The following is a 26,463-nucleotide window of genomic DNA, read 5'->3' as shown; positions in this document are numbered from 1 at the left end:
ATGAAGCGGGGAAAACAAAATACCAACTTTTGTTCTGACTTTTCTCAGAATAAGCTGGTATTTTTCATTTGTTGTTTTCGATGTGTCTCGTAGGGAGCGGCCAACCGTATTATAACGAAAATCAGGTACTGGGGATGTTTCACTATGTTTAACTATTCAGACCTTACCCCTTTAATGACGTCATTTGGTCATCTTCGTTCTTTAACTTTGGAACTACATTTTCATCTCCTGGCATGAGCCTCCAACCTTTATTTACAACGATACGCAGCCAAGTCCCTGGTAACCAGGATGTTACGAGTGCTAATAAAACAAGTACTGCAAAAAATTCTTGATTGATAATTCCTGTTGTGTACGCTATTGATGACAGCACAATTCCAGGTCCGCCTCGGTCATTTATAGCCAGACCTAAATTAAAGCTGGTAAATCGATCTTGTTTAATTATCCTTGAAGTAATATAAACTGCCAAAGTCTGTGTTAGGGTTGCAAATAACAAGTAGCCAAGGAAAAATAAGGGGCTAAAATGTCTTACCAAATCTAGCTGCAATCCAACTATTGCAAAATAAATGGGAATAAACCATGAGAAGGAAATATTGGATACGGCCTGTTCAAGACGCTTTGAAACTGCTTTAGGTAAGGCCAATTTTGCTACAATTCCGGCAAGGAGGGCTCCAAAAATCGTTTCAACGTGAAGACGCCCGGCAAGTGAGGCAAGCATGAACATAATAAACAAGAAGTATCCTAGGTTAGAAGACCTAAATAAAAGATTCTGTTTCACAATGGTCATTCGTTTAAATAGGAAATATCCAATGCATAATGTTCCGAGGATAAAACTAAATGATATACCTATACTTTTAAAAGCAACTCCGGCAGTATAACTTCCTTCACTTGCAATAGCAGTTGCGAAGCCTAAAGCAACCCATAAAAGTATGTCGTGTATTCCAGCACAAGCTATTACAATTTTGGCAAAACGGGTTTCCATAATACCAAGGTCATTAAAAATTTTAGATATGACTGGAATTGATGTAATAGCAATAGATATCGCTATTATTATTTTTATTGCTAATGGATTGTTTGCTGTACCCATATATGGAGCGATGTTAAATAAATCAGCTGCAAACCATCCAACAATAAAGGCAGGAATTGTCGAGCCAAGTACCAGGGCTAATGTAATTTTGGCATCTTCTTTATTAAAATGCGTCTGAAATTTCAAACCTGAACAGAACATCAGCAATAGTAGACCAAATTGATAAAGAAGGCCAAATAATTTATCCTCTCCAGCAAATCCTAGGAACATCCATTGGAATGAACCAGGGAAAAAGTGGCCTAAAATAGTTGGTCCAAGAAGGATTCCTGCCATGACCTCGCCTATAACACGTGGAATAAAAATTCGTTCCACAAGAAATCCTAGTAAATGTGCAGTAGCAAGTAAGCAACCCATAGCAAGTAGAAAATGACTGATTTCTGCACCTGTTAAACTAAACATTCTCTATATCCTCCCTTTTGTTATCTTATCTCCTTTTAAGATATGTGAAGGGAGTCCAAGGGAAGTAGGCATTCTACTTATTATTTTAAAATAGGGCTATTTGTCGTTGGGTATTAAAAATTAAAGGCTGTGTTTAATTTGACTGTTGATTTCCGCTACAGGCACTCGCTTTCCGCGGGGCGTCCGGTGAGCCTCCTCGTCGCTTCGCTCCTGCGGGGTCTCACCTTTGGCCGCTTCATCCCGCAGGAGTCGAGTGCCTTCCGCTTCAATCAACAGGTGCAAAAACAACATTATTCTTTAACACAGCCAAAATTTAAAATAAATGTCTGTCTGTCTTTTTTAAAGATACCTTTTAAAAAAATCTATTGAGAATAAAAAATAGAATACTTGTAAAAAATCTCAAATGAAATCAAAAATAATCAAGAGGAGTGAAAATGTTGAAAAAAGTGACAACTTTTATTTTGTTTCCTTTTTTATTTTGTTTTAACTTGCTATCTGTCAATGCTTATGGGACCAACTCTGAAGGGATCAGTATGGAAAAGGCAAAACAAATTGCTTTAGAAAAAGTAAAAGGAGAAATTATCCGTGCTCAATTGGAAGAAGAGGATGGTAGGATGATATATGAGATCATCATCAAAGCAAAGGACGGCCAGTATGAAGTGGAGATTGATAAATCTACTGGTAAAGTTTTAGAGGTGGAGAAGGAAGGTACCGATGGAGATGACGATGACGATGATGAAGATGAACGATACGACGACTAAAGAGATTTTTTTATAAACACTCAAGTTATAAAAATTGATATTAAAGAGGTTATTTAAAGAATGTTAAAGGTATTGATGATTTCCGGTCTTCTTTTTTTGTGTGTTGCTCCCGCATCGGGTAACGTACTAGCAAAGGAAGTAGAAGCTGAATCTACAGATAAAGAATTGAATGATCCAGAAATGGATTGTACAAAAAAGATGAACTTGACCCTTGAGCAACAAAAGCAATTAGAGCAAATTTATCTTAGGATATTCAAAGATTATAGTGATTTGATTCACGTGTACTCTCAGGCAGGAGCATTGACCCCTTGGCAAACAAAAATAAGACATATCATGCTAAATAACTATATTAAAACCTTTTATAAACGAAATTATCGCTGGTGTTCTGAGCATGAATCTGATGAATGGGAAGAAGAATGGTATAACAATGATCCCGATTAAGACGATAGTAATTGAAAGCATAGAGAAGAGTCAGAGTACAGTTCTGATTCTTTTTTTTGTTACCCCGCATAAATATAAAATAGATAGATAAAGGCGAGGTGGCCTATGTATATGTATTTAGCCGTAGGTATAGGAGGAGTTATCGGAGCTTTATTACGATATTCCATCTTTATCTGGTTCAATTATCAAGGATTCTCCTATCCAACTGGAACGCTTTGCATCAATTTGATAGGGTGTTTTACTTTAGGTTACCTACAGGGAATTGCAAAAGATTATGAGTTACCCAGATGGCTCGTAACCGGTGTTGGTACAGGAATTATCGGATCGTTTACTACTTTTTCCACGTTCAGTATGGATGTGACGCAATTGATAAAAGATGGATTTATCATCTCTGCATGTACTTATATATTGGCTTCCGCAATTGGCGGATATTTTTTTGCATACACTGGATACTCACTATTTACGAATAAAAAGCGGGGAGTGTAAGAATGGGTAACCAAATTTGGCTTGTAGGTTTAGGTGGATTTTTAGGCACCATATCGAGATATTTTGTTAATCAATATTTTTCAAGTTATAAGTTGTTTCCTTTGGGGACTTTTCTAGTGAACCTAACAGGTTCCTTTTTTATGGGGCTACTTTTAGGAAGCGGTGGTCTCTCAGACGCTGTTCATGTTATCGTGGGTACAGGTTTTTTGGGGGCATACACTACCTTTTCAACGTTTAACTTTGAACTCTTTATGTTAAGAAAGAAAGAGCGGAGATTCCAATTCTTCCTCTATGCTGTTAGCAGTTACATCCTTGGAATCCTTTTTGCCTACCTGGGATATTCCATCACAGATAGCTAATTGTTGCAAAGAGATATCTGTTTCTTAGCTTACTCGAAACCGGCCATAAGACATTTTAAATCTATTGAAAACTTCAATTCGATAATTTTCCCCGTTAGGTATATCCTCCATAGTTATTTGAAAAACCTTGGAGTCCTTATAATTACCGTGGATTAGACAATGGGAATAGACTTTTCTCCTCCCCCACCAACTCGTTTTTACCACCGAATAACAAATGGGACCTTTATTGTCAATAACCTCTTGGACTCCACGAATGGTGATGCATTGATTAGTGACATGAAAGGGCCTACTATAAAAACAGCAATAGTCCACACCCAATCCCCACCTGATAAATTGCTCTTCTATGCCGCGCTCTTCCTTTTTTAAATAAATGGATCTTACCCAATAAAATAGGGTACAAGCAACAATGATCAAAATAAGAATCCCCATTACCATATTCACCGCCTTTTTCTATCTTAATGTTGAATTGGGACAGATTGTAACGGTAAATGCCCTTCTTTTATAACTTAATATTCTGTGTCCACATCAGGTTCTGAAATTAATACGAGGAAAGTTTAGCCGTTTTGTTCATTGTAGTGGGGTGAAACATGGGGACAGTTCTCACGTTTCTTTCATCTAACGCCTTTGCATTCACAGTTCGTGCAATCCGCGGCCTCCATTTGTCCATGAAACGTCTTTTCATGGACAAATTGGGCTATTCGCGATTTATTTTCTATGAAGAGCGTTTTATGGGTGATTTACTTTAGGTGTTGTTGGAGTGGGATACCCAACCATATTTTCGCTTTTGCTTGAAACTTGCTGCCATCAAGTAGATTTTACAACAGCCTATAAGTAATAGAATGACTGAAACAGAAAATACAAAACTAGTGACATCTGGAACAAAATCAAATAGAAATGGCCAAGTAAACCCAAATTGCTTCGGTAATTGAGTTAATATCCATAAAGGGAAAATAATATTAATCAATAATGGGTAAATGAATGTAATAAATTTTGCTTTCGCTAACCGCTTATTCCACTTTTTCATATTTTTTATATGAAAAAATAGTAGAGCAATGATAATGAGAAAAATCCCATCCATTATCATGTACGTTTGATAATAGGTAGTGCTAGAAATGGCCGCAGGTTGCTTTCCTGCTAATATATCCACAACTCCATCCCCAATCCTCTCAATCAATCCAGATATTAAAATAGAGTTATTGATATTGGCTAGTAAAATAATCCCGTATTTTTCATTAGGCATCATGATCATTGTCGAATGATAATTAGGCACTTCACCTGAATGTCTGAGGGTTGGGATACCATTTGTCGGCATGTTAAACCATCCCATTCCATAAAAACTGTCCTCGCCCATCATCGGGGCTTTCACGATCGGTCGGTGCATTTCTTCCAAACTGGAATTTGAAATTAACGTTTGATTTAGGTATTGCCCATGATTCATCTGAGCAATTAGAAAGTGTGACATATCCTCTGTACTCGAGATCAGAAAGCCAGAAGGAAGATTGTTTTTGTTATAAGGCAATTCGTTGGCGATATTCAATCCAAACCAAGTCCGATAGCCTGATGCTAGGCCATTTTCTTTAGCGAGAGTTTGCGATGTGTAGCTATGCTCCATTTCAAGTGGAGAAAAAATATGGTTTGTTATAAACTCCGGGTAAGGACTATTTGTCACGGATGTGATGATCTGGCCTAGTAGGTTGTAGTTTTCGTTTGAGTACTCAAAAACCCGTCCGATATTTCCCTTCTTTATTTTCCATATGTCATCCTTATGATTGGGTGCAATCGAAATACCACTGGTTTGGTTTAAGAGATTTCGAACCGTAATGTGTTTTTCGGTTATTTTGATCGCTGGAAGATACGTTTGGATAGGGGCATCTAAATCGACCTTTCCTTCTTCGACTAATTTCATGATCGCCATTGCTGTAAAAGATTTGGTTGTTGAGCCTAAAATAAATGGGGTTTGAGGCGTGACAGACCCGCCGTGATTATCGATGTGTCCGTATCCTTTTAAATGAATTATTTGCTCTCCTTTTACAATGCCAAGCGATATTCCCGGAATATGAGCTGCTTTCATCTCTGCTAAAATATAATCATCGATTTGCTTTAACTTCTTCGTTTCACTAGTTGTTTGTGCCTGCGCTGTCCATGAATTCAATGGTAAAAGTAAACTACAAAAACAGATAACTAAAAGAACCGCTAATTTTTTCATCATTGATTGCTCCTTACTTATATTTTCTTTCTTTAGTTTAGTAAGGAAAGCAGAAAAAAAGGAGGGGGAACTTTTCTCCCCTCCCTACTTACGCCGTTTTAGTTTTTTAGAAATGTTTTTCATATGGGTTCCAATCGTATCTAATGTCGTATGAAAATATTCGGCTATTTGCGGACGTGTATATCCGTCTTCTTTTAAATTGTAGACGTTTTTTTCCATGGGAGTAAGCGATTTTAGCCGGATTTCTCGTAGGATGGCTCCAGTTGCATCAGGATGTAAGGAAACTTGGTTATGGAAAGCATCGCGGATACAACTAAGGATATCTTTGATACTAGATTTATTGACATAGTTAGCGGCACCCCATTCAATGGCTTTCACGATGGTATCAAGATCGGTTAAAGCCGTTAACATGATAATTTTACTGCCAGTCCCGAGTATTGAGATTTCAAAAGTTGCTTCAATTCCATCTAAATTATTTTCTGTTAAATTGATATCCATGAGAATCACGTCAAGAGGTAGATGTTTCGCCGCTTCGACAGCCTCTTCTTTTGTGGAAACAATCTTTACTAATTGAATATCGGATTCCATTTCAAGGTCAAAAGCTAAGTCCTTTTGCCACCTTGGATCATCCTCAACCAGCATAACTTTTATTTTTTCCAACAGCATTCACGCTCCAAATCATTTCTTATTTGTCTGAATCGGAAGCCGAATCCGAACGGTAGTCCCTTTGCCTAGTTCAGAAAAGGGGATGGAAAGCGTTCCTCCATGTTTGTTAATGACATAATAAACATAGTAAAGACCGACACCATAGTGGGAAACCGATTTTTTCGTCGTGAATAGAGGAGTGATCACGTCCTTGATATGATCCTGATGAATCCCTTTCCCATTGTCTGTTACTTCGAGAACCGCTTCATGATGCCTTTGGTATAAGTGTATTTTTATTTCCCCGTTTGGATGTTCAATGGCTTCAGCACTATTTGATAATAAATTGGAAATACACTCCTTCATATGTAGGGGATCCATTTCTAATTCAATGGGAACTGGTAAATCCAAAACAAATTGGATTGTTTGATTGTCCTGACCTGCTCGAAATACTGTCAGTGCCTCATGAATCAGGTTGTTGAAGGAGAGTTTTCTGCGATTAAGAACAATATCTTCGGTTTTTTTGACAGCGAGAATCATCTGGTTCATATGCTGTAATGAAAGATCCATCTCTTGAAAGTTTTTCTCCAGAAGGTTTTTGGATGAAATATCTGTCGTTGAAAGTAGTCGTTTATTACGCTCATTTAAATAGGATAAGCGGTTAATTTCATTTTTCAGAGTGTGAAGTACCATCGAGTCTGCTTTCATTTTTAAAGCAATCGGGTCAGCGTGAAAGGTAAGAGGTTCATAGATGAATTCAGTCCCTTTTGCTAAATACCGTTTTAACAAAATCGATGTTAAACAACCTATAAATACTAGTAATCCCCATGAGGTTGTTTGAGTTGCTGCATAGTTGTCTATTTTAATGGCAGAAAGGATGTCAATCAAAAGGGTAATGAACAAGCTTAGTAGTCCAAATGTAAAAAAAATTGCATCTTTGTTGCCATAATTCGCTTTTGCAATGGTGATGATCGCAACATACAGAATGGATGTGATATTTAGAATACTATATGGTAGAAAAGTATGTTCAAGGCGCACGATTGATAGCAGGGAAAATAAGACGATCATGACCCAGCACATAAGGTGCAGCTTCCACAAACGCCGATTGATGTTTTTGAAACCAGGACCAAATATTTGTTCATAGAATAAAAAGAAAAAGGCACTTGCACCATATGACATATACTTTAGTAAGGACGAATAGGTGCTGGCAACGGGTATTTGCCAAACGCCTAACAGATTAATTGCCATTGTTGCCAGGAATAAACTGAAGTACAGAAGATATGGATGTTTTCTTTTCTGATACGAATAAATAAATAAGCAAATAAACATAAAACTTAAGAAAATAAACACAAATATAAGGAAATGTTGAAAAGAATGAGAAACCATATAATTCTCCTATTATACTATTCTGAAAATAGTATATAAAACTTTTGATTGTTGGACAATTACCATTCCCATAATAAAAGAAGCTAGAGAACCCCTTAGAGGAGTTCTCTTTTTTTATAGTGATCCCTACGACCCTAAGTATGTGGTAAGTGTTTTGTGGATAATTTTCCACGAGGCTTGTACTTTTTTCAACGTGAATGTAAATTTTCATTCTAATAATACTTTAATGGTTGGAAAATTCAAAATCCATTTTAAGGATTGGTGACGTTTTAAAGCGTGGGGACTAATCACTTGAAGGGCAAGGTTATTTGGAGGTTCTAATCAACCAAATAGGTCTACTGCATTAAAAACAATCAGGGAATAATTTCAGGAATGATAGAAGCGAGGGAAAAGAGTTACTTTTCCCTCGTTTTTTAACCCAGACGTAATCGTTTTGTTATATTCAGGAGTGACGAAAACAAACCCATCAAGTTCATTAATCTTTTTTGACCAAATTTTTGCTTCAGGTGCTTGATAATCCTGTGACATAATCGCCGGAATAGGTTCATTAAATTTTAGTAGATTGTAATCTTTAATGTCTACTAATTCAAATTCAGCATCGGTTCAATAACAAAACACACAAGTATCTCGGGTGAATGAAAGTTCAGGTTCCTGTTTTTATTGAAATATTTACACTTTATTTACATTCCCTAAATATTATATTGTCATAATATAATTGGATGAATCGGTGTAGGTGTTTTTTTGATCATACACCAACTGAGGATTTATCCAAATTATCATTTTTTTGGGGTGAGATTTTGAAGAAGTTCTTAACAAAGTTTTCATTACAAACAAGGCTTCTTATTCTATTTATTAGTTTATTATTAGTTTCCGTTTCTGCCGTAGGATATATTTCTTTTAGCATGTCAAAAGAAACGACGAAAGTTCTAGTTGAACAGAGATTAGAAAAAGAGGTAAAAACCATTTATGATATTGCTAAAAGTCTTATGCTCGTTTATATAGGCGATGAAGAACAATTTAATAAGAAAATGGATCAAGTTATTAAAAGCCAAAATGCAAATTTAGCACAGGATAACTTAAATGCAGAATTTTTCTTAGTAAATGCCAAAGAAATTAACCCTTTCAGTGTAAGTAGGCATACAAAATTAGTTTTTAATGAAAAATTAAAACATAAAATAAGATTCGAAGAAAAGGGCATAACACATGCAGAATTGAATGGAAAGCTTTATACGTTAGCTTTTGCACCTATTCAAGAACTTAAAGGGATCTATGTAATCGTCCTGCCACAAGACAAATATTTAAGTACAGTACATCAGATGGCTATGAATATATTAATCGTTGTTATCGTAAGCTTGGCAATCACTACCATTATTATTATTCTATTGGTTAGAAATTTAACACTTCCTCTGAAAAGTCTACGTGAAGTGATGGAGGAAGCAAGTACAGGTAACTTAGATTTACATATTGATACGAAAACTACTACACCAGAAGTAACCTCTCTTATCAAAAGCTTCCAGACAATGATTTCTCAAATGCGAGAGCTGTTATTAAATATTTCAAATACGACCAATAATCTCTTAGTAACGGGAAATGATTTACAAATAATATCTGGTCGAGCATTAGAGGAAAATGAGCAGTTAATGGAAGCTATTGATGTGGTGAAATCAGGTGCTGATCAGACCTTTAGCAGTTCAGAATCAAATATTTCAACTTTTCAAGAAATAAAACATTCACTTTCCACCGTTTTTGATCGTATGGATCAAATTAATACAAAAACCGTATCTATGTCGGAATCAGCGGTATATGGCGAAAAAAACGTTAAAGATATGGTTGACATGATTACTTATGTTGAAAAGGAGTTTAGGGATGTTACTCAAACAGTAGAAGGGGTCAAAAAGCATTCTTTATCCATAATAGAGGTTGTAAACCTGATTCAAACTTTCTCGAAACAAACAAAGCTTTTAGCTCTGAATGCTTCCATTGAAGCAGCTAGAGCTGGTGAGGCAGGGAGAGGTTTTACGGTTGTAGCGAATGAAGTAAAGAAATTAGCAGAGCAATCATCCGAAGCAGCGGATGCTATTACTGAGTCTATCCACAATATGGAAATTATATCGAATAGGGCTTCAACAGAATTTGAACAAATGCTAATCAATTTCCAAAAGCATTTCCAACAAGCTTTATTAAGTAAACAATCATTTGATGTTTTAATGACAGAAATTAAATCCTTGCATTTTATGAATGAAACAGTACAGATTGAGTTAAGAGACTTAGAAAATAGATTGCCCAAAATGGAATCTTCCACGGAAGATTTCGTCATGATATCACATCAGACATTAGCAAGTACAGAGCAAATGAGTAGTGCGTCTGTCATACAAATGGAACGGGTAAAGACCAGTTATCAAAAAGGAGAGCAGTTAACTAAGTTAGCCCATACATTGGCGAAGTTAACGGGTGAATTTAAGTTTTCGAAGGATTAATATTGATGGGGATTATCTCCATTAATAACTATCGATGTGAAAAGATAGCGTTGGATAAACATATAAGGTTTCATAAAAGAATAGAAAATGCTTTTTGGCCAGGTGACAGATTTTATCATTCGCTCTGGTGGAATTTTAAACGTGGCTGACCAAGCAATCGAGATAGGGATGGTACTGCTTATTATTTTTGGAATTGTTAGTTGGTTGAAAAGCAAGTGCTACTGTAAGAATGAATTGAATAAAAAAACAGAGAACCCTTTAGAGGAGTTCTCTGTTTTTCTGAAAAGGATTTTGCCTTCTTAGGATTGCATGGGGATTAGCGAGAAGAGAATAAGATTGTTTGGAGTATTTGCCATACACCTTGGATTAGGATGGGCTTAAGCAAAACGCTCATTTGTCTTAAAAGCATGATATTTGTCCAATCAACTAGTGTCATATTTTAGTATATATGACCTTGAGGATACATTTTATCTAATATTTTCAGGTGGTGAGAAGGAAATGTGCGGATACGGTGGTTATGGTTACGGCGGTGGCTTCGGTCGTAATAGCTTTGTGTTAATTGTTGTATTATTTATCTTACTTGTCATAGTAGGAACAACATGTTTCGTTTAATGGAACGTCTATCATAATTAGGGAGAGGTGGATACGATGCCATTTGGGTTTGACAGAAGAGAGCGATTTTTCCGACGGAGATTTAGAAGACATATACTTTTCCCGTTTGTATTTCCTTTTGGAAGAAGACGTAGACCATTCTAAATAAAATTAGTTAAAGAAGGGCCGTTAGGTGGCCCTTCTTTTGGTTTGTATAGTTTACAAATATTAGGAGAATGGTGACAGGCACCAATTTAAAGGCACCAGTCTACTCTTTTTTTAAACGTCCAACAAGTAGCCAAAATAGGGTTAATGCGATTATAGATACGAGTGCAAGGATGAATAATATTTGGCTGAATGGAAGTGAGTCAATCATGGCTGCGGTATAGGCTATGCCGATGGAAGCGGCAACATTTAAGACTAGATTATAGAAACCAACCGCTGTTCCTGATTTTTCTCTTGGTGTCGTGCTGATACAAGAGTCAAGCATTGGTGCATACATTAAGGCAAATGAACCAGAGAATAGCATCATGGAAAGGACGAAAATGATGACCGAACTTTCCACCATTAATCCAGGTAAAATTAAACTGATAGCAATCGATACCATCGCTATCGAAATCGCTTTTTTACTGCTTAGATATTTAGCTATTTTCCCTGATAAGGCCCCAACGATTACGGCTGTCAAATAGCCTGGGATTAGCAATAACGAAATCGTATCCAACTCTAAACCATACACTTTCTCAAGCAAGAATGGGAAGAGGAAGATATAGCCCAACTGAACGGTGTAAATTATTATCGCCACCGCAAGAATCGATGCGAATCTCTTATTTTTAAAGAAGGAAATGCTAATCAAGCTCTTATTGCTTTTGCTAATATACGAGATAAATAGACCAATAGCGACGACAAAAATAATAATATTCATCCAATTAAAATTCGTAATATAGAGCATAACAGAGGTTGCAATCGCTGTAATCAGGATTAAACCGATCACATCGACATGACTCTTTTTCGATTTTTCCTTTGGTAGATATTTCATAATAAATGGTAGGATCAACAGCGTTAATAACGGGATTAAAAATAAGGTTGTCCAATGTAAATACGTCGAAACATACCCGCCGGTTACCGAACCAATTACCAATGACAAGGAGTAACTACTTGTACTCAATCCCAAAAACTTCTTTTGCTCACTTTTAGGCAAATGCTTTGTTACATAGATGACATACAAGGTTTCTGCTGAAGCCAAGCCCGCTGTTTGAATGACCCGCGAGATTAAGATGAGTACAAAGGATTCCTGAAAGAGATACCCCATTAAGGAACCGACACAGATTAAAACAATACCGATGGTCAAAAGTTTACGAATACTAATCGAGTCAGCTAACGATGCATAAACGACTGCCCCGATCCCGATGATAAGGCCGGCTAATGTGGCTTGCCAGCTGACGGCAGTTGTTGAAATTCCAAGGTCATTCGCAATCGCTACAGAAATCAATTTAAATGAATTGTCGATAATTAATGCAAAAACGAAGAAAAATAAGATTACCGGTATCGCTTTTTTTACATTTGACCCTTGAAGTTCTAATGAATTTTCGCTCATTGTTGTCATTGGAAAATTCCTTTCATCGAATATTTAATTAGCCAATTCCAAAGCAATTTCCATCATTTTAGTAAAGGCAGTCTGTCTTTCTTCTTGAGTTGTTTGCTCATGTTTAAAAATATGATCGCTGATCGTTAAAATACAAAGTGCATTTACACCAGCCTTGGCTGCATTCATATACAATCCTGCTGATTCCATTTCTGCACATAAAATGCCCATTTCGCTCCATTTTTTCATAGCAGTTGAATCTGCATTGTAAAAAACATCACTAGAAAGTACGTTCCCCACACGGACAGGATACCCCTTTTTATCCGCTACCTTCTTCGCCTTATCTAATAGCTCAAATGATGCCGTAATCGAATATTGTCCCGGAAGGTTAAACTGATGACCATAATTGGTATCGGTGGATGAACCCATGGCAAAAACAATATCATACAAGTTCAAGTTATCTTGAATCGAGCCCGCTGAACCAATTCGAATCAAGTTTTTCACGCCGAACACATGGATCAGTTCCCACGAATAAATACCCATACTAGCCGTCCCCATGCCAGTGCCCATGACAGAAATGCGTTTGCCATTATACGTACCGGTAAATCCTAACATGCCACGAACTTCATTAAACTGAACGACATCGGTTAAAAACGTTTCGGCAATAAATTTGGCGCGCAGTGGATCCCCAGGTAAAAGGACCGTTTCGGCAATCTCTGCACCATTTGGTTTAATATGTGGTGTTTCAGCAAGCATTTCTCTACTCATTTCCACTCTCTCCTTTTTAGTAACCGAAATTAGAATGGTAAGGTTGTTTGTTAACGCTTTCTTTTTAGGTAAAAAAAACATCAGTAGCCATTTTAACTTCCGAATTACTATTGTATAGTTGTATACCTAGTTGTATAACTTGTACACAAATAACATAACAGATGTATCTCAATTATTCAATAGGAATTTATCGGAAAGGGAGGTAGATTTTATGGTGTTTAAACAAAAAAACCATGCATTTCATGAAAGAAATGCATGGTGCAGGGTGTTATTTGGAGGCATTGATTTTGATTACACTAAATTCCTTTGGAATGTAGAACTTGTTATAAATAATCGGTAGCTGATGGTTGATATAGATACTTTCTAACAATAAATCACATTCTTCACTACCGACAATTTCGTATTTTTGGGTGGATGAATTAACAGCGGTTGATCGTTTAATTTCCATCGTTGCAAAATTGGCGATGTCATATATTTTGTTTTCCAGCATGTCCAGTATTCCATTTTCATCTTGTAAGTCGAAATTCAATTCAGACACCGTCTCAATTGCCATAAACGAAAAAGCATACGCAACCACTCTATTTTTACTTTTAAACCAACGTTCAAACGCAACAACAGCGGCCGCTTTTCTATTCAGGACTTTCTGTGTATACTCGCTTTCTAAATCAAGCCGAAAGCTCATCTCGACATCATCAATTTCCTCTGTATGACACTTGTATAAGGGATGTCCAATTTTCTCTAAACCAGTTGTATGATTGGTATTGGGTGTTTTTGTAACAAAACTGCCCTTCCCATGATGACTTTTCACTAATCCATCATCCTGTAGAAGCGATAAAGCCTGCCTTAGCGTCATCCGGCTAACGCCAAACATCTTTGCTAGCTCCGTTTCCGTAGGCAACTTACTCTCAGGTGGAAAAACTCCATCCATAATCAACTTAAAAAGCTGATCATAAATATCAATATACAAAGGCTTCCTACCCTTTTCCATCATCACTTTCATCACACACCTAATAACTCAATTAACCCCATTATACCACGAAACATAGCACCATGACAGGCACCACGGTGACAGGCACCACTCCGTTTGTGGCGTTCGGTGGAAGAAAATAGGAGGTTGGTGACAGGCACCAACTAGGAACCCATCCTTTTTTTATTTCATACGATACCAATAAACTAAATGAAGAAGGTGGTTCCCATTGTTACTAATACTTATTTAGAATTTTTATCCAAGTTTGGTGTCGGGGGTGCGCATCCCGGTGGTTTTGCTCTTACAAAGGAGATTTTGGAGCAGGAGGGAATAAACGAAACCTCCCGCATTTTAGATGTGGGGTGCGGGACTGGTCAAACAGCGGCCTACTTGGCTGCTCGGTTCGGCGCGAAAGTAACTGCGATGGATATCAATCCTATCATGATTGAAAAAGCGAAAAGTAGAATGCAAAAACATCAATTGCCGGTCGAAGTTATTCAAGGATCTATCGAGCAATGCTCGTTAAAAAGTGAGCAATACGACTATATTATTTCCGAATCCGTTTTATCATTTGTCCAGAAACCAAAGGCTGTTCGGGAAATTTTTCGGTTATTAAAAAATGGAGGTCGCTTTATCGCAAACGAACTTACCATTAATCATAGACTTCCCCAAGCGAACGAGACCGAAATTAAACAGTTTTATGGACTTGACTCCCTTCTGATGGACCGAGATTGGGTCGTCTTACTAAAACAAGCAGGCTTTCCGGATAACAAAATACACATGCACCATGAAAATACTTCTATGCCTATTACCATACCGGAATTCGAATACTCCCAAGACATTGAACCCGAACTCTACACCATCATGGGCCACCACTTCCACATCATGATGAAATACCACGGGATATTGAGCTATAGAATATTTTCGTCCACGAAGTAGTTGAGAAATGTAGTTTAGTTAACATATTGGTGACTCTAGGCACTACCATTTGTTGCAAAAGTTAGTAATGGAAGAAAGTAGGTGATTGGTGACAGGCACCCAAAGAAACACCCAAAGAAACACCACCAAAGATTTTCCCAACCTCCAACTGTTAATAAGTTAAAATCCTGTAAATATACTGTAAATGCAGTTTGGTAAGAGACTGTAAATTTTACTTAGTTGAGGGGAGAGGAAAAGTAAGATGAAAAAACGCAAGGTGATTGGTTCGGCTGTTTTAAGTTTGGTAATGGGGATGTCGGTGTTCGCTACTGGGGCATTTGGTAAGGAAGAGGTGAACGGCAATGAAAAATTCCGTGTATGGATTCAAGGTCCAATGACGGAAAAGGGGAAAGTACAGAGCGATTACGGAGTTCGTGTTGATTTTGGCGATGAGGGTTTTACAACAACAGTAAATGAAAAACAATATTTAGCATTATTAAAAAATAAAAATCTCACCATCGAAAAGGTGAATCAGGTAACGCTGGACACTAGAGTGGATGCAGAAGGGAAGCCGGATGCCGAGGCCATGGCAACGACGCCAAGTGACCAAACTCCTTGGGGAATTCAGGCCATCTACAACGATGCCGCGATTGCGAAAACATCTGGAGGAAGTGGCATTAAGGTTGCGGTTCTCGATACGGGGGTCTTTACCAATCATATCGACTTAGCTGGAAGCGGTGAGCAATGTAAAGATTTTACCCAAACATCATCATCCATGGTTAACGGGACTTGTACAGACCGGAATGGTCATGGGACGCATGTTGCAGGAACCGTTTTAGCACATGGTGGCTATGATGGATTAGGTGTATATGGGGTTGCTCCTGATGCGAAGCTATGGGCATATAAAGTACTTACAGATAGTGGATCAGGCTATTCCGATGATATTGCCAATGCGATTCGCCACGCTGCCGATGAAAAAACAAGAACGGGTGCAAAAGTGGTCATTAATATGTCACTTGGATCTAGTGCAAAAGATTCGTTGATTGCCAGTGCCGTGGATTATGCGTATAACAAGGGTGTATTAATTGTTGCTGCAGCAGGTAACTCCGGCTACGCTGCGAACACAATTGGATATCCTGGGGCATTAAAAAATGCCATTGCCGTAGCAGCACTTGAAAATGTGCAACAGAACGGTACGTATCGCGTCGCGGACTACTCATCTCGAGGAAATCCGAGTACTGCTGGTGATTATGTCATCGGTGAGAAAGATGTAGAAATTTCAGCTCCGGGAAGTGCGATTGAATCGACTTGGTATGATGGGAATTACAAAACGATCAGTGGGACTTCGATGGCCACTCCACATGTCGCAGGCCTAGCAGCGAAAATTTGGGCATTAAACCCGACATGGAGTCATACGCAGCTTCGTTCGGAACTACAAAGAAGAGCGAAGCTATACGATATTAAAGGTGGTTACGGCGCCGCAACAGGTGACGACTACGCTTCAGGCTTCGGTTTTGCTAGAGTGAAATAATCCTAGAGCCATTCAACTAGCTAACGAAGTTTTCTAGACGGGAGAGGGGCACGGGCAGGAGCGCCGTGCCCTTCTCCAACTATTTGACGAGATATTGGTAAAACCTTTTGTCAACCGCTAACACAGAGAAATTCTCAGGTAAATCGGTTACTTCAATTTGCTGGAAACCATTTTTTTCATAAAATCGATGCGCCGCCAAAAATTGAGGAGTTGTGCCAAGATAAATCGAATGAACTGACTTTTCCCTTGCCCATGCAATGGCCTTTGATAATAAAAGACTTGCTGTTTGATAAGTGGATCCTCGATAATCCTTATGTACGAACATCTTTCTTAAGGCCACTTGCTGATTCTCAATGTCTAACAAACCTATCGTTCCAATCACTTTTCCATCGAGAACAGCCACCCAGAAATTCCCGTTACCATTCTGATAAAAATACTCGATCGCAAATAAATCAGGTTGGTGCTCCTTTGTTATTGGAATACCGTATTCTACCTGTTGAATATGAAGAATCAGATCCACCACTTCCCCTTGAAACTCCTCCACATACTCCATCACCAACGGACTACTACTACTCATAAAAACATCCTCCTTAAAATCAAATCCTCTTTGCCATCATCCCGTACAAACTAATAGACGTTACAAAATGGGTATTGTAACCTTATTTAGAAAAAAATAGCGGATTGGTGACAGGCACCATCCTGCGCTTAGACCAAAGAAACCGAAAATTCTCCGAGTTTGGTTGGTCCCCAGTTGAGGGTGTAGTGGTCGTTTGGTGTGACTGGTCCTACTCCTTCGGGTGTTCCGGTAAAAATGATGTCGCCTTTTCCCAGACCAAAATGCAATCCGCAATATTCAATAACGGTTTGGAGATTGAAAATCATGTTTCGGATATTTCCACGTTGTACTTGTTCGCCATTTTTCCAAAGGGAAAAATCGAATTGTTGGCATTTTTCCACCCCTGGAAAATCGATAAATGGGGTTACTATCGCTGAGTTGGGAAAACCTTTTGCGAGCAGCCAAGGATGTTGCCTTTTCTTCAATTCGCTTTGCACATCCCTAAGTGTGAAATCAATCCCCAACGCCATACCATCCACCAGTTCGTCCACCTGCATTCCCTTTTCATAAGACTTGCTGATACCAACTACCCATTCCACTTCATAATGAATGGGCCCCCGGTTACTTGGCAAATGGATCTCTTGTCCATCTGCCTCCACCAAGGAGTGCGTTGGCTTCGAGAAGAACATAGGATAAGTAGGAACTTCATTTTTTAACTCTTTTGCATGTGATTCATAATTCCTGCCCACGCAGTAAATATTTCGAATACGATCCATTTACAAAACCCCTTTCCTTACTTTTCATCTTAACATGATTGAAAGCGGATTTAATATAGTTGACATAACGGTGCCTGTCACTGTTATGTCAACTAAATCTAGGTCATCAGCCTCACTTTTCGCTTTTATTGGATATTCAATCCCGTCTTGGCAAATAATGTTTTAATAAGTTGGGGTTGGGGGGATTTTTATTGGATGTCCAACAACAAATCAATGGAAGTTTGTTTACTGATCATGATAGGAATATGAAGTGGTTAAAGGGTGTTTTCGGAGATAGTTCGGATATCGTTTTTCGGTCGTTTCAGTTGTCGGGAAAGAGAACCATTGATATAAGCATTGTTTATGTGGATGGATTAGCAGATGCCGCAACGATTCAAGACTTTATTTTAGAATCGCTGATGTTTAAATGCGAAGAGAAACTGAAACAGGCTGAAACGGGTTCGGAGTTTTCGATTATTCATGATTTCGCCTTAACCATCAGTGAAGTGAAAACGACCGCCGCATGGGAAGATGTGACGAAGGCAATTTTGTCAGGTGATTCGGCTATTTTCATCGATGGGTATGGCGAGGCAATCATCACGGGTACTAAGGGATGGAAGGATCGCGGCGTCACGGAACCAAGTTCGCAAAATATCGTTAGAGGGCCGAGGGATGGTTTTACGGAAACGTTACGTACCAATACGGCGCTGATCCGAAGACGAATTCGCGATACCAATCTTAACGTTGTCACAAAGACGGTCGGAAGGGTCACCAAAACCGATTTAGCGATTATTTATATAGAAGGAATTGTCAGCCCCGAAATCGTCCAAGAGGTTCATTCGCGGATTGATAAAATTGATATCGATGCCATCTTGGAAAGCGGCTATATTGAAGAACTGATTCAAGATGAAACCTTTACGCCGTTCCCGACTATTTATAGTACCGAGCGGCCGGATGTGCTCGTGGCAAATATTTTAGAAGGAAGGGTTGGCATCCTAATTGATGGAACGCCGTTTGCCTTGTCTGTTCCAGCCATCTTTGCTGAGTTTTTCCATGCAAGTGAAGATTATTATCAACGGGCAGATTTTAGCACGTTTGTCCGGTTTTTGCGATTTGCTTCGTTTTTATTTACGATTTTCGTTCCGTCCGCCTATATAGCGGTCACCACCTTCCATCAGGAAATGCTGCCGACAAGTCTTTTAATCGGGATTGCAGCTTCAAGGGAAGGGGTGCCGTTCCCTGCTATCGTGGAAGTTCTGATTATGGAAATCACCTTTGAAATATTACGAGAGGCAGGGGTACGCCTGCCACGTGCCGTCGGATCAGCGATTTCCATTGTTGGCGCCCTAGTGATTGGCGAAGCGGCTGTTCAAGCGGGATTGGCGTCGCCAGCGATGGTCATTGTTGTCTCATTTACGGCGATTACCAGCTTCGTGATTCCTTCCTATAACTTTACATTGGCGACAAGATTACTGCGGTTTCTCTTTATTGGACTGGCCAGCACACTTGGATTATTTGGAATCATTCTTGGGCTAATCGCACTTGTCCTCCATCTATGCAGCTTGCGTTCCTTTGGTGTCCCCTATATGGAGGCGTTTGCGCCAATTGTATTACAAGACCAGAAGGATAGTTTTATTCGTTTACCTTGGAAAAAATTACTGTCCAGGCCGAAGTTAATTGCGAAAAACAATCAAGTCCGGCAAGTTGCGCCAAATCAACCCAACAAACGATAAGGGGTAACGCTGATGTTAAAAAAATGGTTCTTCTTACTGTTGATTAGTGCCATGATGCTCACTGGTTGCTGGAGCAGTAAGGAAATCACCGATTTAATGATTGTGACGGGAATAGGAATCGATAAAGATGCGGAATCGGGTAATTATGTAGCGACCGTACAGATTCTGAATCCGGGGGAAATTGCTTCGCAAACAAAAACGGAACGATTAGAAGTGACTACTTATCAAACAACAGGAAAAAGCATTCATGAAGCCATGCGAAGACTCTCGACGGATGTTCCAAGGAGGATGTATTTATCGCATATTCAATTGGTGATTTTTGGTGAGGAATTAGCGCGTGAAGGGATTGGAAAGGCGCTAGATTATATCTCGAGAAATTATGAATTCCGAACCGACTTTTTTATCTTAGTTTCAAAAAACGGACAAGCCAAAGATGTCTTAAATGTACTAACCCCTACGGAATCCACGCCTTCTGTTAGCCTGTATTCGTCCATCCATGTTTCGGAAAAAATCTGGGCACCAACAAAAGGGGTCCAATTGGATGAATTCCTAAGCACCTTGCTCAAGGATGGCAAACACCCTGTGTTGACGGGGGTAGAAGTGATTGGTGATAAGGATGAAGGGGGGAAAGTTTCCGGTCTAGGGCAAATCAAACCAGTTGCTAAGATTGGAATTACCGGTTTTGCAGGGTTTAAGAAGGATCGTTTAGTCGGCTGGCTGAATGAACGGGAGAGCAAAGGCTATAATTATTTGATCAATAATATCCAATCAACAGTTGGTTCTGTTCCATGCGGCGATGATCATTATTTTTCCGTGGAAGTAATGAAAATGAATTCCAATGTGATGGCCTCTTTTAAGAACAACCAGCCGTCCATCACCATCAAATTGGAGATAGAGGCGGATTTGGGTGAAGTTCAATGCGATATGGACATCGCCAAACCGGAAACGTTGGAAAAAATGAAAAGCATGGCTAAAGAGCAAGTGGTACAACTTTTGGAAGAGACCATTGCCAGAGCAAAAAATGATATTAAAAGTGATATTTTCGGATTTGGTGAAGTGTTTCATCGCCAGCATCCAAAGCAGTGGCGGAAATTAAAAGCGAATTGGGACGACACTTTTCAGTCCTTAAAGGTGGATTATAAAATAAATTACAGAATTAATCGGTTTGGGACGATTACAGAACCAGTATCAAAAGATAGGGGTAACTAACATGGTAGCTGTCATAGGGGTTATATTGATTTCCATCTTGATCGTTTGGAAGGAGGTCACACCGCTAAAAAAACAAAAGCGGTGGAGGGAAATCTGGATTTTTGCCATTTTCCAAGTGGTTGCGACCACTTTGTTAAGTTTGTTCGTATGGAATTCGGAGCTACCCACTCCATTAGAAGTTATCCGCATGGTCTACCAGCCTTTTAGCGATGTATTATTCAGTTTACTTTCATAAACTCAACAGGTGGTGAAACGTTTGCTTTCGAAGGTTAAAATTTCAGCAAGCCAATTTGCGATAATGGTGATGTTAAATACGATTGGTACGACGATTTTAATCGTGCCTTCGGGATTAGCGAATGAAGCGGGACAGGATGCTTGGATTCCAGCTGTGCTAGGTGTTGGGGTCGGGCTGTTAGTGATTCTGTTATATAACGCACTTGGCGGAATTTATCCGCAGCTAACCTATGTAGAATATAGTAAAAAAATTCTTGGCAAGTGGCTGGGGACGGTTGTGTCGATTGGCTTTGTGGTTTTTTCCTTTATCGGTGCTTCGACGCTTGTTTGGGTGTTGGGAAACTTTTTGTTGACGCAAATTATGCCTGAAACCCCTACGTTCATTCTGCACGGCTGTTTTGTTTTAGTTGTAATGATGGGGGTACGGTTAGGTTTGGAAACGATTGCCCGATGTGCTGAGATTTTTTTACCATGGGTCGTTCTGTTTTTCCTATTGTTAGTTCTATTGCCGATTCCCGATTTAAAGATGGAGAATTTGCTGCCAGTGTTTGAAAGTGAACCGAAGCCGCTGATTAAATCGACTTTATTATTCTTAAGTGTGGCAACCCTTCCATTGATTACATTTCAAATGATTATCCCTAATGGGGAGCGTTCGAAGGATATGAACAAAGCTTTTTATTGGGGGAGTTTGTTAGGTGGCCTCGTTTTAGTCGTGATTACGATTCTGACTTTATTAGTGCTCGGGCCAGGTTTGACGGCGAGAAACCTTTATCCGAGTTTTGCCTTGGCGAAGAAGGTAGGGGTCAAGGGGGTACTGGAACGAATCGAAGTGATTATGGCCATCCTTTGGTTTATTACGATTTACTTCAAAACGACCATCTACTGCTATGCCTCGATCAAAGGAATTGCCCAAATCCTTTCCCTAAAAGACGAACGGACCCTCACAATCCCATTCGGAATGCTCGTCATCGCCCTCTCCCTCATCATCTACCCAGACATCCTCTACGAAGCAAAATGGGACATCCACACCTGGATCCCCTACTCCCTCACCCACGGCCTCATCCTCCCAATCATCCTCTGGAGCATCGCCAAAATCAGGTGGGGAAGAAGAGGATAAGAGATTGGAGGGGGGGTGGTGGGAATATTTAGGAGATTGGTGACAGGCACCAAAAAGCACTAAATCCCTTAACTATCATTTATATCATTCCTATGCATACATTTTTCTATAGGTTTGATTTTTTATGGTCGGAGGTTGTGATATGGATATTTATGTTCGGTCGGGGGATTCGTTATGGAAATATAGTCAGTTGTTTGGGATCCATCTACAGTTGATTGTGGATTCGAACCGAGATATTCAGACTGATCCACTTTTGATTGGCCAGCGGATCCGGGTGCCTGGCTTCGTGGCGCAGGATTACCGAATAAGAGCTGGAGATAGTTTATTTGCCATTGCAAAGGCGCGCAATCTCCCTCTTGATGGCCTTTTTTTAGTAAATCCCAATATTGATCCCAATCGTTTGCAAATTGGCCAGTTGATCAAAGTGCCGCTTAGGATTACATGGCGGCTTGTTCAGGGGCGGCAAAACTATGATTATCGTTTAATGATGAATGATATTCGGCGGTTACAAGCGGTTTACCCATTTATGAGAGTTCCTACGATTGGAAATTCGGTACTCGGTAAAAACATACCCGAGCTTTTCATTGGAAATGGTGAAAAACGGGTTCATTATAACGGGTCGTTTCATGCAAATGAGTGGATAACGACAGCGATTTTGATGACTTTTATGAACGATTATTTGTTAGCGCTGACCAATCAAAATTTAATACGTGAGCTATGGATGTATCAATTTTACCAGGAGGTTAGCTTATCAGTCGTGCCGATGGTGAACCCGGATGGAGTCGATCTTGTGTTGCACGGGGCTCCAGAAGATGAGACTTGGAGAAGGAGGGTCATCGAGTTAAACAATGGTCATACGGACTTTACCGGGTGGAAAGCGAATATCAGGGGAGTCGACCTGAATGACCAATTTCCGGCAAGGTGGGAATGGGAGAAAGCCCGAAATCCTGTTCCGGCTGGACCGCGTGATTATGGGGGAGAAAGCCCGTTATCAGAACCGGAAGCGATTGCGATGGTGGAGCTGACGAGAAAAAGGGATTTTGCGATGGTGTTAGCGTTTCATACACAAGGAGAGGTTATTTACTGGGGGTTCGAAAACGAGGAGCCGCCTGAATCAGAAATAATTGTCAACGAGTTTGGTAGGGTAAGTGGCTATCAACCGGTTAAAACCATCGAAAGCTATGCCGGATTCAAAGACTGGTTTATTCAAGATTGGCGCAGACCAGGATTTACCGTCGAAATGGGCCAAGGCACCAATCCACTTCCCTTAACCCAATTCGACGAAATATACCAAAAAGGGCTCGGAATCTTTCTGGCGGGACTGTATATGTGATATTTAAAGGAAACATTCAAAATTCTAAACGTTTACAACCAAATTTCAAGCGAAGAAAACATGGGACGGTTCTTTTTATATAACATCGAGAATCCGTCCTCAGGTTTCCCTTTACATAATTACATCACTATCAACGATATCGACAGTTAAATTGTTTAACATGTCAATATCATGTACTTCTGAATCTTTTAAGGTGATACCATCTTTTTCGATAATACGAATAACAGGTCGTTCGGGGAAACTATCATTATTTCTAACTACAAAACCTGTTTCACCTGTATTTAGTGTTACTGTTACACCAACTGGATACATAATGATCGACTTTTTAAAATTCTGAACTAACTCTTTTTCGAAATGGGTACCTGAACCCCCGTATAGGATTTCAAAACCTTTGTGTGGTAGCATCGCTTTACGATATGAACGACTAGATGTAACAGCGTCAAATACATCTGCTATCGCCATCATTTTGGCAAAAGGATGAATGTCTTCTCCTTTTAATGCACGTGGATATCCAGTCCCGTCTATCTTTTCATGGTGTTGAAAGGCGCAATGGGCTGCTAGTAAGGGTATTTCATGCTGTTTTTTTAAAAGTTCGTACCCTTCGGTCGTATGTGTTTTGATTAATTCAAATTCTTCTGTTGTTAGTCTTCCAGGTTTATTTAAAATTTCAAGTGGGACTACCATTTTCCCAACATCATGAAGCAAACCGGATAAGCCTAAATCATTTAAATCCTTGGGTTTCACCCCAGAGTTAATGGCTAGTTGCAATGTATAGACCATTACGTTTAACGAATGTTGATAAAGATAGTTATCAAATACTTGTACAGATGTCATTAAACTTAATGCTTTTTTGTTTACTAGAAGTTCTGATATCACGTTATCGCATATATTCTGAAAAGAGCTTAATATGATAGGATTAATTCTGCCAGTATAATTTGTACTCGATTTCAAACTTGAAAAGGAATTCTGTATTTCAATTAACGACTTTTGCTTTAATTCGTGTGAAATCCCAGGATCTTCTATTAAACCATCGCTATATTTATCCTTTATATATACAGCAAAAATGCCATGTCGTTGTAATCTAGAAATAACTCTATCCGTTAATCTAAATCCCTCAGTCAGTAAAACAAGACCATTATTATCGTATATGGTTCGTGCTATCTCTGTTCCTTCCTTACACCTACTTAAAGCAACTAACCTCACGCTATACCGACCCCTATGCCATCACTTAGTATAAAGTTAACGTAATCTATTATTCTAAATATAGCATAATATGGATACAGACACCACACAGATCAGGGCTCCAGTCCCAGGGAGAAAGTTTAAGAAAATACTATTCTTGAGTAGGGGAGACTATTGACTAAACCGATTTTGAATGCTGTTGATCTACACTATAAATAAAGGCAAAAACCTCAGCTACAGCATTATACAACTCTTCAGGAATGGTCTCATTAATTTCTAGTTGACATAGCAATTCTACCAAAGAGGGATCTTCTTGTAGAGGAATGTTATGCTCTTTTGCTTTTTCAATCATGTTCGCAGCTAGCATCCCCCTCCCACTTGCCACAACTTTTGGTGCATCATTTTGACAAGAATTATAGGAAAGTGCAACGGCTTTTAACGGTTTATTTTCACTCATACCTTAATATCCACCCCTTGATATAATTCCTTTGAAAGATTAATAGGATTTAATTGTTGTTGATCAACTTGTGTTTTTATTATTGGCGGACTCACTTTAGCGAATGATAGGGTGTAACCAATAGTCTTAAGCTTAGCTCTCAGTGTTGGTGTTAAGGCTTTTACTATCGGCTCAATTTCCTTGTTCTCGTTAATGACTGAAAGATGAATGAGCTTCTTTTGAATTTGCATATCAATAACCGTTTGTTTAATACTCTGTAAGTCGATATACATAAAGATTCTACAATAATCAGGGTCAATTTGACCTTTATTATTTTTTCGACCGTTCCATTGCAGGGTAATATCAGACTGCTTCCCACCTAAAGAAAGGGGCAATTGCATGACCATCTGATGTAAAGAACTCATCGGATCTTGCGAGATTATTTGCATTCCGGTTATTCGGTTCAATATTGGTTCTAGCTCCTTGCCAACTGAACCGAGCTCAGCGATTGCTTTCATTAATAGTGGCTTTAGAGAATTAAGAGGTTCCGCTGATTGCTGCCTATCATTTGCCCAAACCTGTACGTTCTTTTCATATTCAAGACCTAAAGATCCAACTAAGCTTTTTAACATATGTTGGAAGGTTTTCCCTGTGTCTAGTTCATCATATGATCGATTTTCTAAAATAGATGCAATCATTTGTTTTAGTGGTGGTAAGGTCGTAGATGTACCAAGTGAATGTTGATCTAAGTATCTCCCTAATTTCTCTAACTGCTGATATAAGGATTGGGGTTCCTGAACGGCAACTAATGATTGAAACGTTTGTTTTGTAAAGGGAAGATTTCGGTTGATCATCCATTCAAGTGCCGTTAATTCCTTCCGTATATCCTTCTTCTGACCAATCCAGCTTGCGGCTAGACTTAGCTGTTCGGGGGTAATTGGTAAATTTTTTAATTGGAAAAATTGTACTAATTGCCTATTTTGTTTTGTTTCTGGTAACTGAAGGTTTTTTAAAAATAAATGGGATGTGTTTGTTTGTTCAAATGTTTCTAATACTTTCAGCTCTATTCCACCATCATTGTCGGTTTGGACTTGAAACCAATAGCTTTCCGTATCCGATAGGACTGCTTGCAATTGAGCAAATAATCGCATATTACCAATCTGAATGATGGCCGTCCCATTAGCAAGCGATTTTTCGATCCTACCATATAGTAATTGTCCTGGTCTCAAATAAGCCAATGAAGCTTTTTGTAAGGTTTCCGTATTAATAATCGATTGGATCAAAGGTAATGAACGCACTTCAACACCACC

Annotated in this window: 26 protein-coding genes and 1 pseudogene; 14 read left to right on the top strand and 13 right to left on the bottom strand. The window is 39.1% G+C overall.

Features of this window, described 5'->3' with window-relative positions; translation table 11 throughout:
• Positions 1-163 precede the first annotated feature (163 nt).
• Positions 164-1,483 (bottom strand): cation:proton antiporter, encoded by a 1,320-nt coding sequence (locus ACX9YW_RS12160; RefSeq protein WP_460346669.1) that lies wholly within the window; start codon positions 1,481-1,483, stop codon positions 164-166.
• A gap of 434 nt (positions 1,484-1,917) precedes the next feature.
• Between ACX9YW_RS12160 and ACX9YW_RS12155 the strand changes: the two genes are divergently transcribed.
• From ACX9YW_RS12155 to crcB (ACX9YW_RS12140), 4 genes are all read left to right on the top strand, one after another.
• Positions 1,918-2,244, top strand: coding sequence for a PepSY domain-containing protein (locus ACX9YW_RS12155; RefSeq protein WP_460346668.1), 327 nt, complete (start codon positions 1,918-1,920; stop codon positions 2,242-2,244).
• A 60-nt stretch (positions 2,245-2,304) separates the two neighbouring features.
• Positions 2,305-2,685, top strand: a complete 381-nt coding sequence (locus tag ACX9YW_RS12150) for a DUF2680 domain-containing protein (RefSeq protein ID WP_460346666.1) — start codon at positions 2,305-2,307, stop codon at positions 2,683-2,685.
• A gap of 111 nt (positions 2,686-2,796) precedes the next feature.
• Positions 2,797-3,171: a fluoride efflux transporter CrcB gene (crcB, locus tag ACX9YW_RS12145; RefSeq protein WP_460346664.1), complete on the top strand. Its 375-nt coding sequence runs from the start codon at positions 2,797-2,799 to the stop codon at positions 3,169-3,171.
• Positions 3,172-3,173: 2 nt separating this feature from the next.
• On the top strand, positions 3,174-3,530 hold the full coding sequence (gene crcB, locus ACX9YW_RS12140; protein ID WP_460346663.1) for a fluoride efflux transporter CrcB: 357 nt from the start codon (positions 3,174-3,176) through the stop codon (positions 3,528-3,530).
• A 742-nt stretch (positions 3,531-4,272) separates the two neighbouring features.
• On the opposite strand, the gene ACX9YW_RS12135 is transcribed toward crcB (ACX9YW_RS12140), so the two are convergent.
• The 4 genes and pseudogenes from ACX9YW_RS12135 to ACX9YW_RS12120 form a co-directional block, all read right to left on the bottom strand.
• Positions 4,273-5,739: a serine hydrolase domain-containing protein gene (locus ACX9YW_RS12135; RefSeq protein WP_460346661.1), complete on the bottom strand. Its 1,467-nt coding sequence runs from the start codon at positions 5,737-5,739 to the stop codon at positions 4,273-4,275.
• 81 nt (positions 5,740-5,820) lie between these two features.
• Positions 5,821-6,396 (bottom strand): response regulator transcription factor, encoded by a 576-nt coding sequence (locus ACX9YW_RS12130; RefSeq protein ID WP_460346659.1) that lies wholly within the window; start codon positions 6,394-6,396, stop codon positions 5,821-5,823.
• Positions 6,397-6,414: 18 nt separating this feature from the next.
• A complete protein-coding gene (locus tag ACX9YW_RS12125) occupies positions 6,415-7,764 on the bottom strand; it encodes a sensor histidine kinase (RefSeq protein ID WP_460346656.1) in 1,350 nt (449 codons plus the stop codon).
• A gap of 408 nt (positions 7,765-8,172) precedes the next feature.
• Positions 8,173-8,367, bottom strand: a pseudogene (locus tag ACX9YW_RS12120) (NADPH-dependent FMN reductase); the annotation flags it as partial.
• 194 nt (positions 8,368-8,561) lie between these two features.
• Between ACX9YW_RS12120 and ACX9YW_RS12115 the strand changes: the two are divergent.
• From ACX9YW_RS12115 to ACX9YW_RS12105, 3 genes are all read left to right on the top strand, one after another.
• Positions 8,562-10,241 carry a methyl-accepting chemotaxis protein gene (locus tag ACX9YW_RS12115; protein ID WP_460346655.1) on the top strand — a complete coding sequence of 560 codons (1,680 nt, stop codon included), beginning with the start codon at positions 8,562-8,564 and terminating at the stop codon, positions 10,239-10,241.
• A gap of 87 nt (positions 10,242-10,328) precedes the next feature.
• A complete protein-coding gene (locus ACX9YW_RS12110; protein ID WP_460346653.1) occupies positions 10,329-10,544 on the top strand; it encodes a hypothetical protein in 216 nt (71 codons plus the stop codon).
• A 195-nt stretch (positions 10,545-10,739) separates the two neighbouring features.
• Positions 10,740-10,853: a YjcZ family sporulation protein gene (locus ACX9YW_RS12105; protein ID WP_460346651.1), complete on the top strand. Its 114-nt coding sequence runs from the start codon at positions 10,740-10,742 to the stop codon at positions 10,851-10,853.
• A gap of 247 nt (positions 10,854-11,100) precedes the next feature.
• Here the strand turns inward: ACX9YW_RS12105 and ACX9YW_RS12100 are convergent, their stop codons facing one another.
• The 3 genes from ACX9YW_RS12100 to ACX9YW_RS12090 form a co-directional block, all read right to left on the bottom strand.
• Positions 11,101-12,435, bottom strand: a complete 1,335-nt coding sequence (locus tag ACX9YW_RS12100; RefSeq protein WP_460346649.1) for an MFS transporter — start codon at positions 12,433-12,435, stop codon at positions 11,101-11,103.
• A 24-nt stretch (positions 12,436-12,459) separates the two neighbouring features.
• Positions 12,460-13,182 carry a purine-nucleoside phosphorylase gene (deoD, locus tag ACX9YW_RS12095; RefSeq protein WP_460346647.1) on the bottom strand — a complete coding sequence of 241 codons (723 nt, stop codon included), beginning with the start codon at positions 13,180-13,182 and terminating at the stop codon, positions 12,460-12,462.
• Positions 13,183-13,450: 268 nt separating this feature from the next.
• Positions 13,451-14,173 carry a GntR family transcriptional regulator gene (locus ACX9YW_RS12090; RefSeq protein ID WP_460346828.1) on the bottom strand — a complete coding sequence of 241 codons (723 nt, stop codon included), beginning with the start codon at positions 14,171-14,173 and terminating at the stop codon, positions 13,451-13,453.
• A 186-nt stretch (positions 14,174-14,359) separates the two neighbouring features.
• Here ACX9YW_RS12090 and ACX9YW_RS12085 point away from each other — a divergent pair, with 186 nt between their 5' ends.
• On the top strand, positions 14,360-15,088 hold the full coding sequence (locus ACX9YW_RS12085) for a class I SAM-dependent methyltransferase (RefSeq protein WP_460346645.1): 729 nt from the start codon (positions 14,360-14,362) through the stop codon (positions 15,086-15,088).
• A gap of 241 nt (positions 15,089-15,329) precedes the next feature.
• Positions 15,330-16,598, top strand: coding sequence for a S8 family peptidase (locus ACX9YW_RS12080; protein WP_460346643.1), 1,269 nt, complete (start codon positions 15,330-15,332; stop codon positions 16,596-16,598).
• 79 nt (positions 16,599-16,677) lie between these two features.
• On the opposite strand, the gene ACX9YW_RS12075 is transcribed toward ACX9YW_RS12080, so the two are convergent.
• Both ACX9YW_RS12075 and ACX9YW_RS12070 read right to left on the bottom strand, forming a co-directional pair.
• Positions 16,678-17,175: a GNAT family N-acetyltransferase gene (locus tag ACX9YW_RS12075; protein ID WP_460346640.1), complete on the bottom strand. Its 498-nt coding sequence runs from the start codon at positions 17,173-17,175 to the stop codon at positions 16,678-16,680.
• A 128-nt stretch (positions 17,176-17,303) separates the two neighbouring features.
• Positions 17,304-17,930: a fumarylacetoacetate hydrolase family protein gene (locus ACX9YW_RS12070; protein WP_460346638.1), complete on the bottom strand. Its 627-nt coding sequence runs from the start codon at positions 17,928-17,930 to the stop codon at positions 17,304-17,306.
• A gap of 191 nt (positions 17,931-18,121) precedes the next feature.
• Between ACX9YW_RS12070 and ACX9YW_RS12065 the strand changes: the two genes are divergently transcribed.
• The 5 genes from ACX9YW_RS12065 to ACX9YW_RS12045 all read left to right on the top strand — a co-directional run bounded on the left by ACX9YW_RS12065 (position 18,122) and on the right by ACX9YW_RS12045 (position 23,535).
• Positions 18,122-19,642 (top strand): spore germination protein, encoded by a 1,521-nt coding sequence (locus tag ACX9YW_RS12065; RefSeq protein WP_460346636.1) that lies wholly within the window; start codon positions 18,122-18,124, stop codon positions 19,640-19,642.
• A 12-nt stretch (positions 19,643-19,654) separates the two neighbouring features.
• Complete coding sequence (locus ACX9YW_RS12060) at positions 19,655-20,851, top strand: Ger(x)C family spore germination protein (RefSeq protein WP_460346634.1); 1,197 nt, start codon at positions 19,655-19,657, stop codon at positions 20,849-20,851.
• Position 20,852: 1 nt separating this feature from the next.
• A complete protein-coding gene (locus ACX9YW_RS12055; protein ID WP_460346632.1) occupies positions 20,853-21,086 on the top strand; it encodes a hypothetical protein in 234 nt (77 codons plus the stop codon).
• Between the two features lie 21 nt (positions 21,087-21,107).
• Entirely contained in the window at positions 21,108-22,202 is a 1,095-nt protein-coding gene (locus tag ACX9YW_RS12050; RefSeq protein WP_460346630.1) for a GerAB/ArcD/ProY family transporter, read from the top strand.
• A gap of 142 nt (positions 22,203-22,344) precedes the next feature.
• Positions 22,345-23,535 (top strand): M14 family zinc carboxypeptidase, encoded by a 1,191-nt coding sequence (locus ACX9YW_RS12045; protein ID WP_460346628.1) that lies wholly within the window; start codon positions 22,345-22,347, stop codon positions 23,533-23,535.
• Between the two features lie 111 nt (positions 23,536-23,646).
• On the opposite strand, the gene ACX9YW_RS12040 is transcribed toward ACX9YW_RS12045, so the two are convergent.
• The 3 genes from ACX9YW_RS12040 to ACX9YW_RS12030 all read right to left on the bottom strand — a co-directional run bounded on the left by ACX9YW_RS12040 (position 23,647) and on the right by ACX9YW_RS12030 (position 26,451).
• The gene (locus ACX9YW_RS12040; protein WP_460346626.1) at positions 23,647-24,738 is read right to left on the bottom strand and encodes an HD-GYP domain-containing protein; all 1,092 of its coding nucleotides are present in this window, start codon (positions 24,736-24,738) and stop codon (positions 23,647-23,649) included.
• Between the two features lie 157 nt (positions 24,739-24,895).
• Positions 24,896-25,174: an EscU/YscU/HrcU family type III secretion system export apparatus switch protein gene (locus ACX9YW_RS12035; RefSeq protein ID WP_460346624.1), complete on the bottom strand. Its 279-nt coding sequence runs from the start codon at positions 25,172-25,174 to the stop codon at positions 24,896-24,898.
• Complete coding sequence (locus ACX9YW_RS12030) at positions 25,171-26,451, bottom strand: hypothetical protein (RefSeq protein ID WP_460346622.1); 1,281 nt, start codon at positions 26,449-26,451, stop codon at positions 25,171-25,173. Before ACX9YW_RS12030 ends, ACX9YW_RS12035 begins: the two co-directional genes overlap by 4 nt.
• Between the last annotated feature and the right edge of the window lie 12 nt (positions 26,452-26,463).

It is taken from the genome of Pseudoneobacillus rhizolycopersici, from assembly GCF_054786815.1.
This window is presented reverse-complemented; position numbering and strand designations above follow the sequence as displayed.

Excerpts from the sequence above, each read along its gene's own strand:
- crcB (WP_460346664.1), top strand. The coding sequence starts at position 2,797 with ATGTATTTAGCCGTAGGTATAGGAGGAGTTATCGGAGCTTTATTACGA.
- ACX9YW_RS12090 (WP_460346828.1), bottom strand. The coding sequence starts at position 14,173 with ATGATGGAAAAGGGTAGGAAGCCTTTGTATATTGATATTTATGATCAG.
- ACX9YW_RS12135 (WP_460346661.1), bottom strand. The coding sequence starts at position 5,739 with ATGATGAAAAAATTAGCGGTTCTTTTAGTTATCTGTTTTTGTAGTTTA.
- ACX9YW_RS12100 (WP_460346649.1), bottom strand. The coding sequence starts at position 12,435 with ATGACAACAATGAGCGAAAATTCATTAGAACTTCAAGGGTCAAATGTA.
- ACX9YW_RS12075 (WP_460346640.1), bottom strand. The coding sequence starts at position 17,175 with ATGAGTAGTAGTAGTCCGTTGGTGATGGAGTATGTGGAGGAGTTTCAA.
- ACX9YW_RS12110 (WP_460346653.1), top strand. The coding sequence starts at position 10,329 with ATGCTTTTTGGCCAGGTGACAGATTTTATCATTCGCTCTGGTGGAATT.
- ACX9YW_RS12080 (WP_460346643.1), top strand. The coding sequence starts at position 15,330 with ATGAAAAAACGCAAGGTGATTGGTTCGGCTGTTTTAAGTTTGGTAATG.
- ACX9YW_RS12085 (WP_460346645.1), top strand. The coding sequence starts at position 14,360 with ATGAAGAAGGTGGTTCCCATTGTTACTAATACTTATTTAGAATTTTTA.
- ACX9YW_RS12105 (WP_460346651.1), top strand. The coding sequence starts at position 10,740 with ATGTGCGGATACGGTGGTTATGGTTACGGCGGTGGCTTCGGTCGTAAT.
- ACX9YW_RS12070 (WP_460346638.1), bottom strand. The coding sequence starts at position 17,930 with ATGGATCGTATTCGAAATATTTACTGCGTGGGCAGGAATTATGAATCA.
- crcB (WP_460346663.1), top strand. The coding sequence starts at position 3,174 with ATGGGTAACCAAATTTGGCTTGTAGGTTTAGGTGGATTTTTAGGCACC.
- ACX9YW_RS12150 (WP_460346666.1), top strand. The coding sequence starts at position 2,305 with ATGTTAAAGGTATTGATGATTTCCGGTCTTCTTTTTTTGTGTGTTGCT.
- ACX9YW_RS12045 (WP_460346628.1), top strand. The coding sequence starts at position 22,345 with ATGGATATTTATGTTCGGTCGGGGGATTCGTTATGGAAATATAGTCAG.
- ACX9YW_RS12035 (WP_460346624.1), bottom strand. The coding sequence starts at position 25,174 with ATGAGTGAAAATAAACCGTTAAAAGCCGTTGCACTTTCCTATAATTCT.
- ACX9YW_RS12055 (WP_460346632.1), top strand. The coding sequence starts at position 20,853 with ATGGTAGCTGTCATAGGGGTTATATTGATTTCCATCTTGATCGTTTGG.
- ACX9YW_RS12125 (WP_460346656.1), bottom strand. The coding sequence starts at position 7,764 with ATGGTTTCTCATTCTTTTCAACATTTCCTTATATTTGTGTTTATTTTC.
- ACX9YW_RS12160 (WP_460346669.1), bottom strand. The coding sequence starts at position 1,483 with ATGTTTAGTTTAACAGGTGCAGAAATCAGTCATTTTCTACTTGCTATG.
- ACX9YW_RS12060 (WP_460346634.1), top strand. The coding sequence starts at position 19,655 with ATGTTAAAAAAATGGTTCTTCTTACTGTTGATTAGTGCCATGATGCTC.
- deoD (WP_460346647.1), bottom strand. The coding sequence starts at position 13,182 with ATGAGTAGAGAAATGCTTGCTGAAACACCACATATTAAACCAAATGGT.
- ACX9YW_RS12155 (WP_460346668.1), top strand. The coding sequence starts at position 1,918 with ATGTTGAAAAAAGTGACAACTTTTATTTTGTTTCCTTTTTTATTTTGT.